This is a genomic window from Streptomyces sp. MS191 (assembly GCF_008042125.1).
Classification (GTDB): domain Bacteria; phylum Actinomycetota; class Actinomycetes; order Streptomycetales; family Streptomycetaceae; genus Streptomyces.
Genome location: NZ_RDBI01000035.1, coordinates 46,912 through 60,663, shown reverse-complemented (window position 1 = coordinate 60,663; position 13,752 = coordinate 46,912). Strand labels below are relative to the sequence as shown.

Below are 13,752 nucleotides of genomic sequence, written 5' to 3'. Positions count from 1 at the left end.
CCGTCCTCCCGTCCCGACGTCCCGACGTCCCGAAGTCCCGAAGTCCCGGAATCCCGAGCCCGAAAGGCAGCTCCATGCAGATCGCCGTCCTGCTCTACGACCGGTTCACGTCCCTCGACGCCGTCGGCCCCTACGAACTCCTCGCCCGGCTCCCCGGGTCCGAGACCGTCTTCGTCGCCAAGGAGGCCGGTCCGGTCCGCAACGACCAGGGGACGCTCGCCCTGCACGCCGACCGGGCCCTGGCCGACGTCCCCGGTCCGGACATCCTGCTGGTGCCCGGCGGGCCGGGCTCACGCGAGGCGATGCACGACCCGGAGATCCTCGCCTGGCTCCGTACCGCCGACGCCACCAGCACCTGGACCACCTCGGTCTGCACCGGCTCGCTGATCCTCGGCGGCGCGGGACTGCTGTCCGGCCGCCGGGCGACGGCGCACTGGCTCGCGCTCGACGAACTCGTGCCCCTCGGCGCCGAGCCCACCGGCGAGCGTGTCGTCTTCGACGGCAAGTACGTGACCGCCGCCGGCGTCTCCTCCGGCATCGACATGGCCCTGCACCTGCTCGGCCGGATCGCCGGCGACGCGACGGCGCAGACCGTGCAGCTGCTGACCGAGTACGACCCGCAGCCGCCGTACGACGCCGGTTCGCCCGAGAAGGCCCCGGCCGAGATCGTCGCCCACTGGCGCGGCCAGGCCGAGAAGGTCCTCGTCCAGGAGGGCTGACCCGGCGCCGCCACGGGGCGGGCTACCGGTGGGAGTTCTCCCGTCCCCTGGAGGACCGGGAGCCCGCAGCCGGTCCGGAGGCGGCTCGGGCGAGCTGGTTCGGCGACCGGTGAACGCGCCCCGAGGCGAGCGGCCGGATCAGACGCCGTAGGTGAAGCGGGGGGCGCGGCGTTCCAGGAAGGCGGCGATGCCCTCGGCGGTGTCGCCGCTGCCGCGCGCCTGCTCCGCCCAGTGCGCGTCCCGGTCCGTGCGGCCGTTCGCGAACTCCTTCGCCGCCGCCTGGGTGAGCAGCGAGCGCGAGACCAGGACGCGGGTGAACTCGACCACCCGCTTGTCCAGTTCGCCCTCCGGCAGGACCTCGTCGACGAGGCCGGTCCGCAGGGCCCGCTCCGTGTCGATCAGCTCGCCGGAGAAGAGCAGGTGCTTCGTGGCGGACGGTCCGACGAGCGCGGCCAGGCGCCGGGTGGAGGAGGCCGGGTAGACGATGCCGAGCTTCGAAGGGGTGACGCCGAACCGCGCGCCCTCCTCGGCGAAGCGCAGGTCGCAGGCCGCGGCGAGCTGGCTTCCGCCGCCCACGCAGTAGCCGCGGACCGCGGCGAGCGTCGGCTTGGGGAAGGCCGCGAGCGCCTCCTCGGCCCGGACCGCGAGCGCCTGCTGCTCGTCGCCCGGCTCCCGGAGGGTCGAGATGTCCGCGCCGGCGCAGAAGGTGCCGCCCTCGCCGGTCAGGACCAGCGCGCGGACGGCGCGGTCGGCGGCGAGGGGGGCGAGCAGCCCGGGCAGCGCCCGCCACATCGCCGCCGTCATCGCGTTCCGCTTCGCGGGGTTCGAGATGACGACGGTGGCGATCCCGTCGGCGACGCTCTGCTTCAACTGCGGCTCCATGCGCCGGATGCTATCCGGGCACCTCGTCCGTACGATCAGGAAGGGGGTGCGACGAGGAGGAGCGCATGGTCCAGGAACCGTACGGCCCCGACCACGATCCCGTACGCGAGGGAAAGAAGCTGAACCGCAGCTTCAGCCGGCTCGCCTTCCTCGGTGTCCTGCTCGTCATCGGCGGGATCGTCGGCCTGGTCTACACGGGGCTGGCCACGCTGACCTCGATGCTCCTGTTCGGCTGGCTGCTGCTCATCGGCGGCGTCGTGGGCCTGCTGCACGCCATCGAGTCGCGCGGCACCGGCTACTTCTGGCTCGCCGTCGTGGTGGCGGCGCTGAACATCGCGGCCGGTGTGGTCGTCATCCGCCACCCGGAGGGCACCGCCGAGGCGTTGACCATGTTCGCCGCGCTCCTCTTCCTGACCGGCGGGGTCTTCCGGCTGGTGGGCAGCGTGGTGGTGCGCGGGCCGCAGTTCGGCTGGACCCTCCTGCAGGGCGCCTTCGGCCTGCTGCTCGGGCTGCTCGTCCTCTTCGACTGGCCCGACAGCAGCCGCTACGTCCTCGGGGTGTTCTTCTCCCTGGCGCTGCTCTTCGACGGACTGGGCCTGATCGCGATCGGGGTGGGGGGCCGGCGGATCGTCGATATGGTCACCCCGGTGACCCCTGCTGGAGAGACCCCTCCGAAGGCGTCAGAAGAACATCAGGAGCAGTCAAAAAACTGACTTTGGCATACTCACTCGATCAGAAGATGGTCGATAAGTGTCGACTTCTGGTCAGTACGCCGGTCCGGACCTCTATGTTCCCAAGACTCGACCTCGTGGCGACAATCGAGCACGAGGGTGGGAGTCGGACGACGGGGAGCCGCGGAAGCGTTCCCGCCCGGCCTCCGTCCTACGAAGGGGTCTGGCGCTTCACCGCTCCCGCGGTCGACGTCTCCGTCCCGCAGGCCCGGCACGCGGTGCGCGACCTGCTGGTCCGTCAGAGCGTACCCATCGACGAGGACACCGCGCAGGGCCTGCTCCTGATCATCTCGGAGCTGGTCACCAACGCCGTCAAGCACGCGGCGCTGCTCTCCCCGGAGGTCGCGGTGGAGGTGGCGATCGGCGCGGAGTGGATCAGGGTGTCCGTCGAGGACAACCACCCCTACCGGCCCAAGGCGCTGGAGGCGGACTGGGGTCAGACGGGCGGCCGCGGCCTGCTCCTGGTGCGGGAGATCGCACTGGAGGCGGGTGGGGCCTGCGACGTCGAGCACACCGCGAGCGGTGGCAAGATCATCTGGGCCGCGCTGCCCCTGGCCGCGCCGGCCGGCTCCGCGCCGGCGCCGGAGATACTGCCGCTCGCCGGCACGGTCCCGGTGCACGGGGCCGTACCGGCGCCCGGCCCGGGACCCGTTCCCGGAAACGTTCCGCCCGGCTTCACCAGCCCCCGGCCTGACCCGTCAGCTCCTTGACCGCCGGGCGCGCCGCGTCCAGCACCGTCATGAACCAGGCGGAGAACGGCGCGGACGCGTGGCGCTCGGCCAGCTCCTCGGCGGTCACGAAGGCGGTCTCCCCGATCTCCTCCGGGTCCGGCCGCGGTTCGGCCTGCACCAGCCCGACGAACAGGTGGTTGTACTCCTGCTCCACCAGGCCCGAGGCCGGGTCCGGGTGGTTGTAGCGGACGGTGCCCGCCTCGGCGAGCAGCGAGGGCGAGACGCCCAGCTCCTCGAAGGTGCGACGGGCGGCGGCCGCGAACGGCGCCTCACCCGGGTACGGGTGTCCGCAGCAGGTGTTCGACCAGACGCCGGGGGAGTGGTACTTGCCCAGCGCCCGGCGCTGGAGAAGCAGCCGCCCGGACTCGTCGAAGAGGAAGACGGAGAAGGCCCGGTGCAGCCGGCCCGGTGCCTGGTGGGCGGCGAGCTTCTCGGCCGTGCCGATGGTGTTGCCGTCCTCGTCGACCAGCTCCAGCATGATCGACGCCTGGGCGCCGCCCACGGACGCTGCGTTCGACGAGACTCCGTTCGGCGAGCTCTTCGCCGCGGTCGCTGGTGTGGTCGGCATACCCATCCTTCGCTTCGGTCCTCGGCCCGGTGGGGCGCCCTCAGTCTGCCGTACAAAAGCGGCTTGTCCGTACTTCGGCGGCCGGACACCACCGCTCCCACCACACCGGAGTACACCCGGTGCGGCGGGAGCGGGAGATGTGTCACACGCCGAATGCCGCCGGATAGTGGATCGTCCCCGCGGGTACGGCACCGGACGGGTCGAGCGCGAGCGCCATCATGGCCGCATCGGGCACCTCGAAACCTGGCTTGATCCCGTACTCGGACGCCCGTACGAAGCCGAACCGGGGGTAGTACTCCGGATGGCCGAGCACGAGGACGAGCCGCTCGCCCCGCAGCCGCGCCGCGTCGAGCACCGCCCGGACGACGGCCTGACCGGCGCCCCCGCGCTGGTGCGCGGGCGCCACGGCGACCGGCGCCAGGGCCGCCACCGGGGTGTCCCCGACCCGGCACCGGGTGATCAGGGCATAGGCCGCGACCGTGCCGTCCGGCGCCTCCGCGACGTACGACAGGCCCGGCAGCCAGGCCTCGCCGTCCGCGCGCAGGGCGTCGACCAGCGCGGCCTCCTCCGCGGTCGCGAAGGCCGCCGCGTTGATCTCCCGTACGGCGGGCACGTCGGCCGCCGTCTCCTCCCGCGTGCGCCACCGGGTGTCCGCGGGCCGCAGGACGTAGCCGGTGTAGCCGTACTCGCCTCCGTGGTCGCGGCGCATGGCGAGCTCCGCGCGGGTCGCGGCGAGCGCCTCGGCCATCCCCGGAGCGGCCGGGTCGGCGGCGTCGGCCCGCTCGGCGAGCGGCCCGTAGTACTCGGCCCAGTCGCTCTCGGGCTGCGGGACGACCCCGAGGACGTGGTACCCGGCCGCCACCGCGGCCGCGGTGTTCCCCGCGGTGGTACGGAGGCGGTAGTGCTGCTCCCAGAAGGCGCGGGCCTCCGCGCTCGGCTCCTCGACCGACCACTCGCACTCGGTGAGCACGAGTGAGCCGCCGGGCGCGAGCAGCCGCCGCCAGGAGGCGAGGGCGGTGTCGAAGCCGATGACGTAGGCCGAGCTCTCGGCCCAGACCAGGTCGAAGGACCCGTCGGGGAACGGGAGCGCGCCCATGTCGGCGTGGAGCGTGCGGACGCGGTCGCCGAGCCCGCGGGCCTCGGCGGCATCCGTCAGTTCGTCGAGGAACGGCCGGTGCAGGTCGACCGCCGTCACCTCGGCCCCGGCCTCGGCGGCCAGGAACAGCGCGGAGCGGCCGGGACCGCAGCCCAGATCGAGCACGCGCGGCCGCTCGGGGAGCGGGCCGGCGAGCGCGAGCAGGCGGCGGGTGGTGCTGTCGGAGCCCGGACCCTGCCGCGGGAGACCGTGGTGCAGGGCGAAGAAGGCGTCGTGAAGCGCGTTGTCGGACAACGTGGGAACCCTTGTGTGTGAGAGGGCCCCGGCCGACGTGCTGAGGACCGGTTCGGAGAACCGGGATCAGGTCAGCCGGAGACCCGGAGGCTGAAGCCGGACCGGGCGCTGCCGCACTGGGCAGCCTCCATCGCGACGGTCATCAACCTCAGCTCCTCTCCACCTCACGTTCGTGTGAGGAGACTAACAGAGCCCTCGTGGCGGGAAAGGGGCGTTCACAGGCAGAGCTTCGCCTCGTGCGCCGCGTGCCCGGCCGGCTCCAGCTGGAAGGTGCAGTGGTCCACGTCGAAGTGCGACCCGAGGCATCCCTGCAGGTCGTGCAGCATCTTCTCGTGCCCCACCGCGTCCAGGGCGGCCTGGTCCACCACCACGTGCGCGGAGAGCACCGGCATCCCGGAGGTGATCGTCCAGGCGTGCAGGTCGTGCACGTCCTCGACGCCCGGGAGCGCCAGGATGTGCGCCCGCACCTCCGCCATGTCGACGCCCTTCGGGGCCGACTCCAGCAGCACGTCCAGCGTCTCGCGCAGCAGCTTCACCGTCCGCGGCACGATCATCAGGCCGATGGCGATCGACGCGATCGGGTCCGCGTACGTCCACCCCGTGGCCAGGATGATGCTCGCCGAGATCAGCACCGTCACCGAGCCGAGCGCGTCCGCGAGCACCTCCAGGTACGCGCCGCGCACGTTCAGGCTGTCCTTCTGTCCCCGCACCAGCAGGGAGAGCGAGACCATGTTGGCGACCAGGCCGATGAGGGCGAAGGCGATCGTCAGACCGCCCCGGGTCTCCACCGGCTCGAGGAACCGCTGGACCGCCTCGTACAGCACGTAGCCGCCGACGACCAGCAGCAGCAGGCAGTTGGCGAGGGCGGCGAGGATCTCGGCCCGGGCGAAACCGAAGGTGCGGTTCGCCGACGGCGGCCGGTTGGCGAAGTGGATGGCGAGCAGCGCCAGCGCCAGCCCGACCGCGTCGGTGGCCATGTGGGCCGCGTCGGCGATCAGCGCCAGCGAGTCGGCCACGACGCCGCCGATGATCTCGACCACCATCACGGAGAGCGTGATGCCGAGCGCGATGCGCAGCCGCCCCTTGTGGGCCGCGGCGGCCGTGCCGGTGGGCGGCGGTCCTCCGTGGTGATGTCCGTGGTCGTGTCCAGCCCCCATGACAAGGCCTCCCGGTCGTGTCGTCTCCGTGCCCCGACTGGCAAGTGAACTACGGGGTAGGGGTATCCGCAACACGGCATTGAACACCGTTGTCATATGCCCTGACCTGCGGTGATGCCCGCAGGTCAGGGAAGTGGGGCGATCGTTTCGGCGGCTCCCGCGCCGGTCCGCGCGCGAGCGCCGGGGGCGCGGTTTGTGGGCCGGGGCGCCGATCGCCCATGATGATCGCCGTGCGGAGAGGCGCACCCGCGCACAGGGCGCGGGGGCACCCGGGGGAGTCCTCCCCGCAAAGCCTCGGTGAACTCGCGCTTTCGTTCATCCGATAGCCTCAGCCGACGTGCCGCCGCCCCGTGCCGGGCCGGATCGCCGTGCCCGAGGCCGTGCCCCCGGGCCCCGAGGGCCCGCCCGTCAGCTCCAAGGAGTGAGTTCGTCCTGTCGACCGCCATCCTCACCGGTCCGCCGGTACCCGGATCGTCGCTCGACGGCGATCTGAGGTCGCTCGGCTTCGACGTCAGGGTCGCCTCCGGTCCGCACGAGACGGGCACGCTGCTCGCCGCCGTACCGGCCGGCGAGCGGGTCGCCGTCGTCGACCCCCGGTTCGTCGGACACCTCCACGCGCTGCGGCTGGCCCTCACCGACCCCCGCTTCCCCGTCGCGGCTACGCCCGGCGCCCTCACCGCGCAGAGCGAGGCCCGCCCCGCGCTGGCCCGCGCCCTGACCGGCGCCCCCGTCGGGGTGCGAGGCACGGACGGCACCACCACCGCACCGGCGGCCGAGAACCTGCCCGACGCCCTGGCCGACGCCCTCGACGCCGACGGCGTCGCCGTGCACCGGCCGCAGCTCGGCACCCTCGTCGCCGCCGTCCCGGCCGACGCCGAGGCCGCCCACGCGGCCCGCGCCGCCGTCGCGGCCGTCGACGACGAGGCCGTCCGCCTGCGCTCCGCCGTGAAGGCCCACGACGGCTTCTTCACCACCTTCTGCATCAGCCCCTACTCCCGCTACATCGCCCGCTGGTGCGCACGGCGCGGGCTCACCCCCAACCAGGTGACCACCGCCTCGCTGCTCACCGCGCTCGTCGCGGCCGGCTGCGCCGCGACCGGAGAGCGCGCCGGCTACGTCGCCGCGGGCGTCCTGCTCCTCGTCTCCTTCGTCCTGGACTGCACCGACGGGCAGCTGGCCCGCTACTCCCTGCAGTACTCGACGATGGGCGCCTGGCTCGACGCCACCTTCGACCGCGCCAAGGAGTACGCCTTCTACGCGGGGCTCGCCCTCGGCGCGGCCCGGGACGGGGACGACGTCTGGGCCCTCGCGCTCGGCTCGATGGTCCTGATGACCTGCCGGCACGTCGTCGACTTCTCGTTCAACGAGGCCAACCACGACGCCACGGCCAACACCAGCCCCACCGCGGCCCTCTCCAGCCGGCTCGACGGCGTCGGCTGGACCGTCTGGCTCCGCAGGATGATCATCCTGCCGATCGGCGAGCGCTGGGCGATGATCGCGGTCCTCACCGCGCTCACCACCCCGCGGATCGTGTTCTACGCGCTCCTCGTCGGCTGCGCCTTCGGCGCCCTCTACACCACCGCGGGACGCGTACTGCGGTCCCTGACCCGCAAGGCGAAGCGGACCGACCGGGCCGCCCGCGCGCTCGCCGACCTCGCCGACTCCGGCCCGCTCGCCGAGCTCCTGGCCCGGCTGCTGCGCGGCCGGACCGGGGCCGTCGGACCGCTCTACGTCGCCGTGCTGGGCGCCGTGCTCATGATCGCCGGCGCGGTCTTCGTGCCCTTCGGCGACGCGCGCCTCATCGCCGTCGCGGCGATCTACGTCGTGACCGCCGGCCTGGCCGTCGCCCGCCCGCTCAAGGGCGCCCTCGACTGGCTCGTCCCCCCGGTCTTCCGGGCCGCGGAGTACACCACCGTCCTCGTCCTGGCCGTCAAGGCGGACGCCGACGGGGCGCTTCCCGCCGCATTCGGGCTGGTCGCGGCCGTCGCCTACCATCACTACGACACGGTGTACCGCATCCGCGGCGGCACCGGCGCGCCGCCCGCCTGGCTGGTGCGCACCATCGGCGGTCACGAGGGCCGCACGCTCGCGGTGACCGTCCTCGCCGCCCTGCTGGCGAGCCGTGGCAACGACTTCACCCTGGCGCTCACCGCCCTCGCGGTCGCCGTCGCGCTCGTGGTGCTCGTGGAATCCATCCGCTTCTGGGTGTCCTCCGGAGCACCTGCCGTACATGACGAAGGAGAAACAGCATGATTGGCCTTGTTCTGGCTGCCGGTGCCGGACGGCGTCTGCGCCCCTACACCGACACGCTCCCGAAGGCCCTCGTGCCTGTCGACGGTGACACCACCGTCCTCGACCTGACTCTGAAGAACTTCGCCGAGGTCGGTCTCACCGACGTCGCCATCGTCGTCGGCTACCGCAAGGAGGCCGTCTACGCCCGCAAGGAGGCCCTGGAGGCCGCCTACGGCGTCAGCATCACGCTGATCGACAACGACAAGGCCGAGGAGTGGAACAACGCCTACTCCCTGTGGTGCGCCCGTGAGGTCCTGAAGAAGGGCGTCATCCTCGCCAACGGCGACACCGTGCACCCGGTCTCCGTCGAGAAGACCCTGCTCGCCGCCCGCGGCGACGGCCAGAAGATCATCCTCGCCCTCGACACGGTGAAGAACCTCGCCGACGAGGAGATGAAGGTCATCACCGCCGAGGGGAAGGGCGTCCAGAAGATCACCAAGCTGATGGACCCGGCCACCGCGACCGGCGAGTACATCGGTGTCACCCTCATCGAGCCCGAGGCCGCCGAGGAGCTCGCCGACGCCCTGAAGGCCACCTTCGAGCGCGACCCCGACCTCTACTACGAGGACGGCTACCAGGAGCTCGTGAACCGCGGCTTCACCGTCGACGTGGCGCCCATCGGCGACGTCAAGTGGGTCGAGATCGACAACCACGACGACCTGGCGAAGGGCCGTGACATCGCGTGCCAGTACTGACCCGGCTCATTCCGTCGCCGGTCGTCGTCGACATCCGCCGGGGAGCGCTGGACGACCTGTCCGCGCTCCTGGCGGACCAGCGGATCTCCAGCAACGGCCGGATCGCCGTCGCGATCAGCGGCGGCTCCGGCCTGAAGCTGCGTGACCGGTTCGCCCCGGAGCTCCCCGGCGCGGACTGGTACCCGGTCGAGGGCGGCACCATCGACGCGGCCGTGAAGCTCGCCGACGCCATGCGCGGCAAGCGGTACGACGCCGTGGTGGCCCTCGGCGGCGGCAAGATCATCGATGTCTCCAAGTACGCGGCCGCCCGGGTCGGGCTGCCGCTGGTCGCCATCGCCACGAACCTGTCGCACGACGGCATCTGCTCGCCGGTCTCCACCCTGGACAACGACAACGGGCGCGGCTCCTACGGTGTGCCCACCCCGATCGCGCTGGTCATCGACCTCGACGTGATCAGGGACGCCCCGGCGCGCTTCGTGCGCTCCGGCATCGGGGACGCGGTCTCCAACCTCTCCGCCATCGCGGACTGGGAGCTCTCCCACCGCGAGACGGGCGAGCCGGTCGACGGCCTGGCCGCGGCCATGGCCCGCAGCGCCGGCGAGGCCGTGCTCCGCCACCCCGGCGGCGTGGGCGACGACGACTTCCTCGTCACCCTCTCCGAGGGCCTGGTCATGTCCGGCATCGCCATGTCGATCAGCGGCGACACGCGCCCCTCCTCGGGCGCCTGCCACGAGATCAGCCACGCCTTCGACCTGCTCTTCCCCCAGCGGGCGGCCAGCCACGGCGAGCAGTGCGGTCTGGGCGCGGCCTTCGCGATGCACCTGCGCGGTGCCGCGGACGGCTCGCTGCGGATCGTCGAGACGCTGCGCCGGCACGGGCTCCCGGTCCTGCCGGAGGAGATGGGCTTCAGCGTGGACGAGTTCGTCCAGGCGGTGTCCTTCGCCCCGCAGACCCGGCCGGGCCGCTTCACCATCCTCGAACACCTCGACCTGTCCGACGACCAGATCAGGGACGCGTACGCCGACTATGCAAAAGCCATCGGTAGTTGAGCTCCGCCCGGTCGTTCACCCTCCCGGCGTGAAGGACCGGCGGAGCGGTGAGCACTGGGCCGGCCGCCTCTACATGCGCGAGATCTCGCTGCGCATCGACCGCCACCTGGTGAACACCCGGGTCACGCCCAACCAGCTGACCTACCTGATGACCCTGTTCGGCGTCCTCGCCTGCCCGGCGCTGCTCGTGCCGGGCATCTGGGGCGCCGTGCTCGGCGTGCTGATGGTCCAGCTGTACCTCCTGCTCGACTGCGTCGACGGTGAGATCGCCCGCTGGAAGCAGCAGTTCTCGCTCGGCGGCGTGTACCTGGACCGGGTCGGCGCCTACCTGTGCGACGCCGCGGTCCTGGTCGGCCTCGGCCTGCGCGCCTCCGACCTGTGGGGCACGGGACGGATCGACTGGCTGTGGGCCTTCCTCGGCACCCTGGCCGCACTCGGCGCCATCCTGATCAAGGCCGAGACGGACCTGGTCGGCGTGGCCCGGCACCAGGGCGGGCTGCCGCCGGTCAAGGAGGCGGCGTCCGAGCCGCGCTCGTCCGGCATGGCGCTGGCCCGCAAGGCCGCCGCCGCCCTGAAGTTCCACCGCCTGGTGCTCGGCGTCGAGGCCTCCCTGCTGATCCTGGTCCTGGCGGTCGCGGACCAGATGCGCGGCGACCTGTTCTTCACGCGGCTCGGAGTCGCCGTGCTGGCCGGCATCGCGCTGCTCCAGACCGTGCTGCATCTCGTGTCGATCCTGGCGTCGAGCCGGCTGAAGTGAGGACCCGCGTGAGTACGCCGATGAAGCTGGGCGCCGTCATCATCACCATGGGCAACCGGCCCGACGACCTGCGCGCGCTCCTCGACTCGGTCGCCAAGCAGGACGGCGACCCGATCGAGACCGTGGTGGTCGGCAACGGCGCCCCCGTCACCGGCGTGCCGGACGGGGTCCACACCATCGACCTGCCCGAGAACCTCGGCATCCCCGGCGGCCGCAACGTCGGCATCGAGGCCTTCGGCCCCGGTGGCCCGTGCGGCCCCGTGGACGCCCTGCTCTTCCTGGACGACGACGGCCTGCTGGCCCACGCCGACACCGGGGAGCTGGTCCGCCAGGCGTTCACCGCCGACCCGCGGCTCGGCATCATCAGCTTCCGGATCGCGGATCCGGAGACCGGTCTGACCCAGCGCCGCCACGTGCCGCGGCTGCGCGCCGCCGACCCGATGCGCTCCTCGCGCGTGACCACCTTCCTCGGCGGCGCGAACGCCGTCCGCAGCAAGGTCTTCACCGAGGTCGGCGGCCTGCCGGCCGCGTTCTTCTACGCCCATGAGGAGACGGATCTCGCCTGGCGGGCCCTCGACGCCGACTGGATGATCGACTACCGTTCCGACATGGTGCTGCTCCACCCCACCACTCCGCCGTCCCGGCACGCGACCTACCACTACAACGTGGCGCGCAATCGAGTGTGGCTGGCTCGCCGCAATCTGCCCGCACCCCTGGTGCCGGTCTACCTCGGCGTCTGGCTGCTCCTCACGCTGGCACGGCGGCCCTCCGTTCCCGCCCTCAAGGCATGGTTCGGCGGGTTCCGGGAGGGCTGGACCGCTCCCTGCGGACCGCGCCGTCCCATGAAGTGGCGTACGGTGTGGCGGCTGACCCGACTGGGACGCCCGCCCGTCGTCTGACGGCGTGCCCCCGACTTGCCGCGCATCTTGAATACGAAAGTTTCGACTTGTGAGTGACACAACCCACGACGGCGCGGTCGCGACGAGCGCCCCGCCGTCCGCTGACGACGGCCTGACCCCGGCCGCGCTGGCCGCGAAGTACGGCCTGGCTGTCAGCGGTGCCCGCCCGGGGCTCCTGGAGTACATCCGCCAGCTGTGGGGGCGGCGCCACTTCATCCTGGCCTTCTCCCAGGCGAAGCTCACCGCGCAGTACAGCCAGGCCAAGCTCGGGCAGCTGTGGCAGGTCGTGACCCCGCTCCTCAACGCGCTGGTCTACTTCCTGATCTTCGGGCTGATCCTCAACGCCGACCGGGGCATGTCGCGGGAGGTGTACATCCCGTTCCTGGTCACCGGCGTGTTCGTGTTCACCTTCACCCAGAGCTCGGTGATGGCGGGCGTCCGGGCGATCGCCGGCAACATCGGTCTGGTGCGGGCCCTGCACTTCCCCCGGGCCTCGCTGCCGATCTCCTTCGCGCTCCAGCAGCTCCAGCAGCTGCTGTTCTCGATGGTCGTGCTGATCGCGATCGCCGTCGCCTTCGGCAGCTACCCCTCGCTCAGCTGGCTGCTCATGCTGCCCGCGCTGGCGCTGCAGTTCGTCTTCAACGTGGGCCTCGCCCTGATCATGGCGCGGCTGGGCAGCAAGACGCCGGACCTCGCCCAGCTGATGCCGTTCATCATGCGCACCTGGATGTACGGCTCGGGCGTGATGTTCTCCATCCCGGTGATGCTCGCGGACAAGCCGGCCTGGATCGCCGACGTCCTCATGTACAACCCGGCTGCCATCTACATGGACCTGATCCGGTTCGCCCTGATCGACGGCTACGGCGCCGCGAACCTGCCGCCGCACGTCTGGATCGCGGCGCTCGCCTGGGCCGCGCTCGTCGGGCTCGCCGGCTTCGTCTACTTCTGGAAGGCCGAAGAGAGGTACGGCCGTGGCTGACAACGGCACCGGGGAGCGCATCCCCACGGTCATCGCGGACGACGTCCACATCGTCTACCGGGTCAACGGCGGCGGTGGCGGCAGGGGCAGCGCCACGGCCGCACTGAGCCGGATCGTCGGCCGCCGCAAGGGAGGCGGCCAGACCGCCTCGCGCGGTGTCCGCAAGGTCCACGCCGTGCGCGGGGTCTCCTTCACCGCCTACCGCGGCGAGGCCATCGGCCTCATCGGCACCAACGGTTCGGGCAAGTCGACGCTGCTGCGCGCCATCGCCGGCCTGCTCCCCACCGAGCACGGGAAGGTCTACACCGACGGCCAGCCCTCGCTCCTCGGCGTCAACGCGGCGCTGATGAACGACCTGACCGGCGAGCGGAACGTGATACTCGGCGGACTCGCCATGGGCATGAGCCGGGAGGAGATCCGCAAGCGCTACCAGCAGATCGTCGACTTCTCGGGCATCAACGAGAAGGGCGACTTCATCAGCCTGCCGATGAGGACGTACTCCTCCGGCATGGGCGCCCGGCTCCGCTTCGCCATCGCCGCGGCCAAGAACCACGACGTCCTGATGATCGACGAGGCGCTGGCGACCGGTGACCGCGCCTTCCAGATCCGCTCCGAGGAGCGCATCCGCGAGCTCCGCAAGGAGGCCGGCACGGTCTTCCTGGTCAGTCACAGCAACAAGTCGATCAGGGACACCTGCGACCGCGTGCTGTGGCTGGAGAAGGGCGAGCTGCTGATGGACGGCCCGACCGAAGAGGTCCTGCGGGCCTACGAGCGCGAGACCGGGAAGTAGGACCCGGCCGCAGTCCGGCCCCGCCCGGGAACCGGTCACGTACACCCTCGGACACCCCCCGTCGGCCCTGCCGGCGGGGGGTGTCCGGTTCCGGGCGCGTCGCGGCCCCGCCC

General features: G+C 72.0%; 13 protein-coding genes and 1 pseudogene. 10 read left to right on the top strand and 4 right to left on the bottom strand.

The window, feature by feature from the left end; genetic code table 11:
* Positions 1-74: 74 nt before the first annotated feature.
* Positions 75-719 (top strand): DJ-1/PfpI family protein, encoded by a 645-nt coding sequence (locus EAO71_RS04890; RefSeq protein WP_147976532.1) that lies wholly within the window; start codon positions 75-77, stop codon positions 717-719.
* Between the two features lie 138 nt (positions 720-857).
* On the opposite strand, the gene EAO71_RS04885 is transcribed toward EAO71_RS04890, so the two are convergent.
* Positions 858-1,601, bottom strand: a complete 744-nt coding sequence (locus tag EAO71_RS04885; RefSeq protein WP_147976531.1) for an enoyl-CoA hydratase/isomerase family protein — start codon at positions 1,599-1,601, stop codon at positions 858-860.
* A 65-nt stretch (positions 1,602-1,666) separates the two neighbouring features.
* On the opposite strand from EAO71_RS04885, the gene EAO71_RS04880 reads away from it, so the two are divergent.
* The gene (locus EAO71_RS04880; RefSeq protein WP_147976530.1) at positions 1,667-2,314 is read left to right on the top strand and encodes an HdeD family acid-resistance protein; all 648 of its coding nucleotides are present in this window, start codon (positions 1,667-1,669) and stop codon (positions 2,312-2,314) included.
* Between the two features lie 95 nt (positions 2,315-2,409).
* Positions 2,410-2,898 (top strand): annotated as a pseudogene (locus EAO71_RS04875) (ATP-binding protein); the annotation flags it as partial.
* A gap of 109 nt (positions 2,899-3,007) precedes the next feature.
* On the opposite strand, the gene idi reads toward EAO71_RS04875, so the two are convergent.
* The 3 genes from idi to EAO71_RS04860 form a co-directional block, all read right to left on the bottom strand.
* Entirely contained in the window at positions 3,008-3,631 is a 624-nt protein-coding gene (gene idi / locus EAO71_RS04870; RefSeq protein WP_147976528.1) for an isopentenyl-diphosphate Delta-isomerase, read from the bottom strand.
* A 142-nt stretch (positions 3,632-3,773) separates the two neighbouring features.
* The gene (locus EAO71_RS04865; protein WP_147976527.1) at positions 3,774-5,021 is read right to left on the bottom strand and encodes a bifunctional class I SAM-dependent methyltransferase/N-acetyltransferase; all 1,248 of its coding nucleotides are present in this window, start codon (positions 5,019-5,021) and stop codon (positions 3,774-3,776) included.
* 215 nt (positions 5,022-5,236) lie between these two features.
* Entirely contained in the window at positions 5,237-6,178 is a 942-nt protein-coding gene (locus tag EAO71_RS04860) for a cation diffusion facilitator family transporter (protein WP_147976526.1), read from the bottom strand.
* A gap of 432 nt (positions 6,179-6,610) precedes the next feature.
* On the opposite strand from EAO71_RS04860, the gene EAO71_RS04855 reads away from it, so the two are divergent.
* The 7 genes from EAO71_RS04855 to EAO71_RS04825 are packed head-to-tail and all read left to right on the top strand — an operon-like array spanning position 6,611 to position 13,639.
* Positions 6,611-8,431, top strand: coding sequence for a DUF5941 domain-containing protein (locus EAO71_RS04855; protein WP_147976654.1), 1,821 nt, complete (start codon positions 6,611-6,613; stop codon positions 8,429-8,431).
* On the top strand, positions 8,428-9,165 hold the full coding sequence (locus EAO71_RS04850) for a phosphocholine cytidylyltransferase family protein (protein WP_147976525.1): 738 nt from the start codon (positions 8,428-8,430) through the stop codon (positions 9,163-9,165). The genes EAO71_RS04855 and EAO71_RS04850 overlap by 4 nt, the downstream gene beginning before the upstream one ends.
* Complete coding sequence (locus EAO71_RS04845) at positions 9,153-10,214, top strand: iron-containing alcohol dehydrogenase family protein (RefSeq protein WP_147976524.1); 1,062 nt, start codon at positions 9,153-9,155, stop codon at positions 10,212-10,214. The genes EAO71_RS04850 and EAO71_RS04845 overlap by 13 nt, the downstream gene beginning before the upstream one ends.
* Positions 10,192-10,971, top strand: a complete 780-nt coding sequence (locus EAO71_RS04840; RefSeq protein ID WP_147976523.1) for a CDP-alcohol phosphatidyltransferase family protein — start codon at positions 10,192-10,194, stop codon at positions 10,969-10,971. The genes EAO71_RS04845 and EAO71_RS04840 overlap by 23 nt, the downstream gene beginning before the upstream one ends.
* Before the next feature lie 20 nt (positions 10,972-10,991).
* The gene (locus EAO71_RS04835) at positions 10,992-11,870 is read left to right on the top strand and encodes a glycosyltransferase family 2 protein (protein WP_147976653.1); all 879 of its coding nucleotides are present in this window, start codon (positions 10,992-10,994) and stop codon (positions 11,868-11,870) included.
* A gap of 49 nt (positions 11,871-11,919) precedes the next feature.
* On the top strand, positions 11,920-12,849 hold the full coding sequence (locus tag EAO71_RS04830) for an ABC transporter permease (protein WP_147976522.1): 930 nt from the start codon (positions 11,920-11,922) through the stop codon (positions 12,847-12,849).
* Positions 12,842-13,639 carry an ABC transporter ATP-binding protein gene (locus EAO71_RS04825; protein WP_147976521.1) on the top strand — a complete coding sequence of 266 codons (798 nt, stop codon included), beginning with the start codon at positions 12,842-12,844 and terminating at the stop codon, positions 13,637-13,639. Before EAO71_RS04830 ends, EAO71_RS04825 begins: the two co-directional genes overlap by 8 nt.
* Positions 13,640-13,752 lie beyond the last annotated feature (113 nt).

Excerpts from the sequence above, each read along its gene's own strand:
- EAO71_RS04890 (WP_147976532.1), top strand. The coding sequence starts at position 75 with ATGCAGATCGCCGTCCTGCTCTACGACCGGTTCACGTCCCTCGACGCC.
- EAO71_RS04885 (WP_147976531.1), bottom strand. The coding sequence starts at position 1,601 with ATGGAGCCGCAGTTGAAGCAGAGCGTCGCCGACGGGATCGCCACCGTC.
- EAO71_RS04880 (WP_147976530.1), top strand. The coding sequence starts at position 1,667 with ATGGTCCAGGAACCGTACGGCCCCGACCACGATCCCGTACGCGAGGGA.
- idi (WP_147976528.1), bottom strand. The coding sequence starts at position 3,631 with ATGCCGACCACACCAGCGACCGCGGCGAAGAGCTCGCCGAACGGAGTC.
- EAO71_RS04860 (WP_147976526.1), bottom strand. The coding sequence starts at position 6,178 with ATGGGGGCTGGACACGACCACGGACATCACCACGGAGGACCGCCGCCC.
- EAO71_RS04850 (WP_147976525.1), top strand. The coding sequence starts at position 8,428 with ATGATTGGCCTTGTTCTGGCTGCCGGTGCCGGACGGCGTCTGCGCCCC.
- EAO71_RS04840 (WP_147976523.1), top strand. The coding sequence starts at position 10,192 with ATGCAAAAGCCATCGGTAGTTGAGCTCCGCCCGGTCGTTCACCCTCCC.
- EAO71_RS04835 (WP_147976653.1), top strand. The coding sequence starts at position 10,992 with ATGAAGCTGGGCGCCGTCATCATCACCATGGGCAACCGGCCCGACGAC.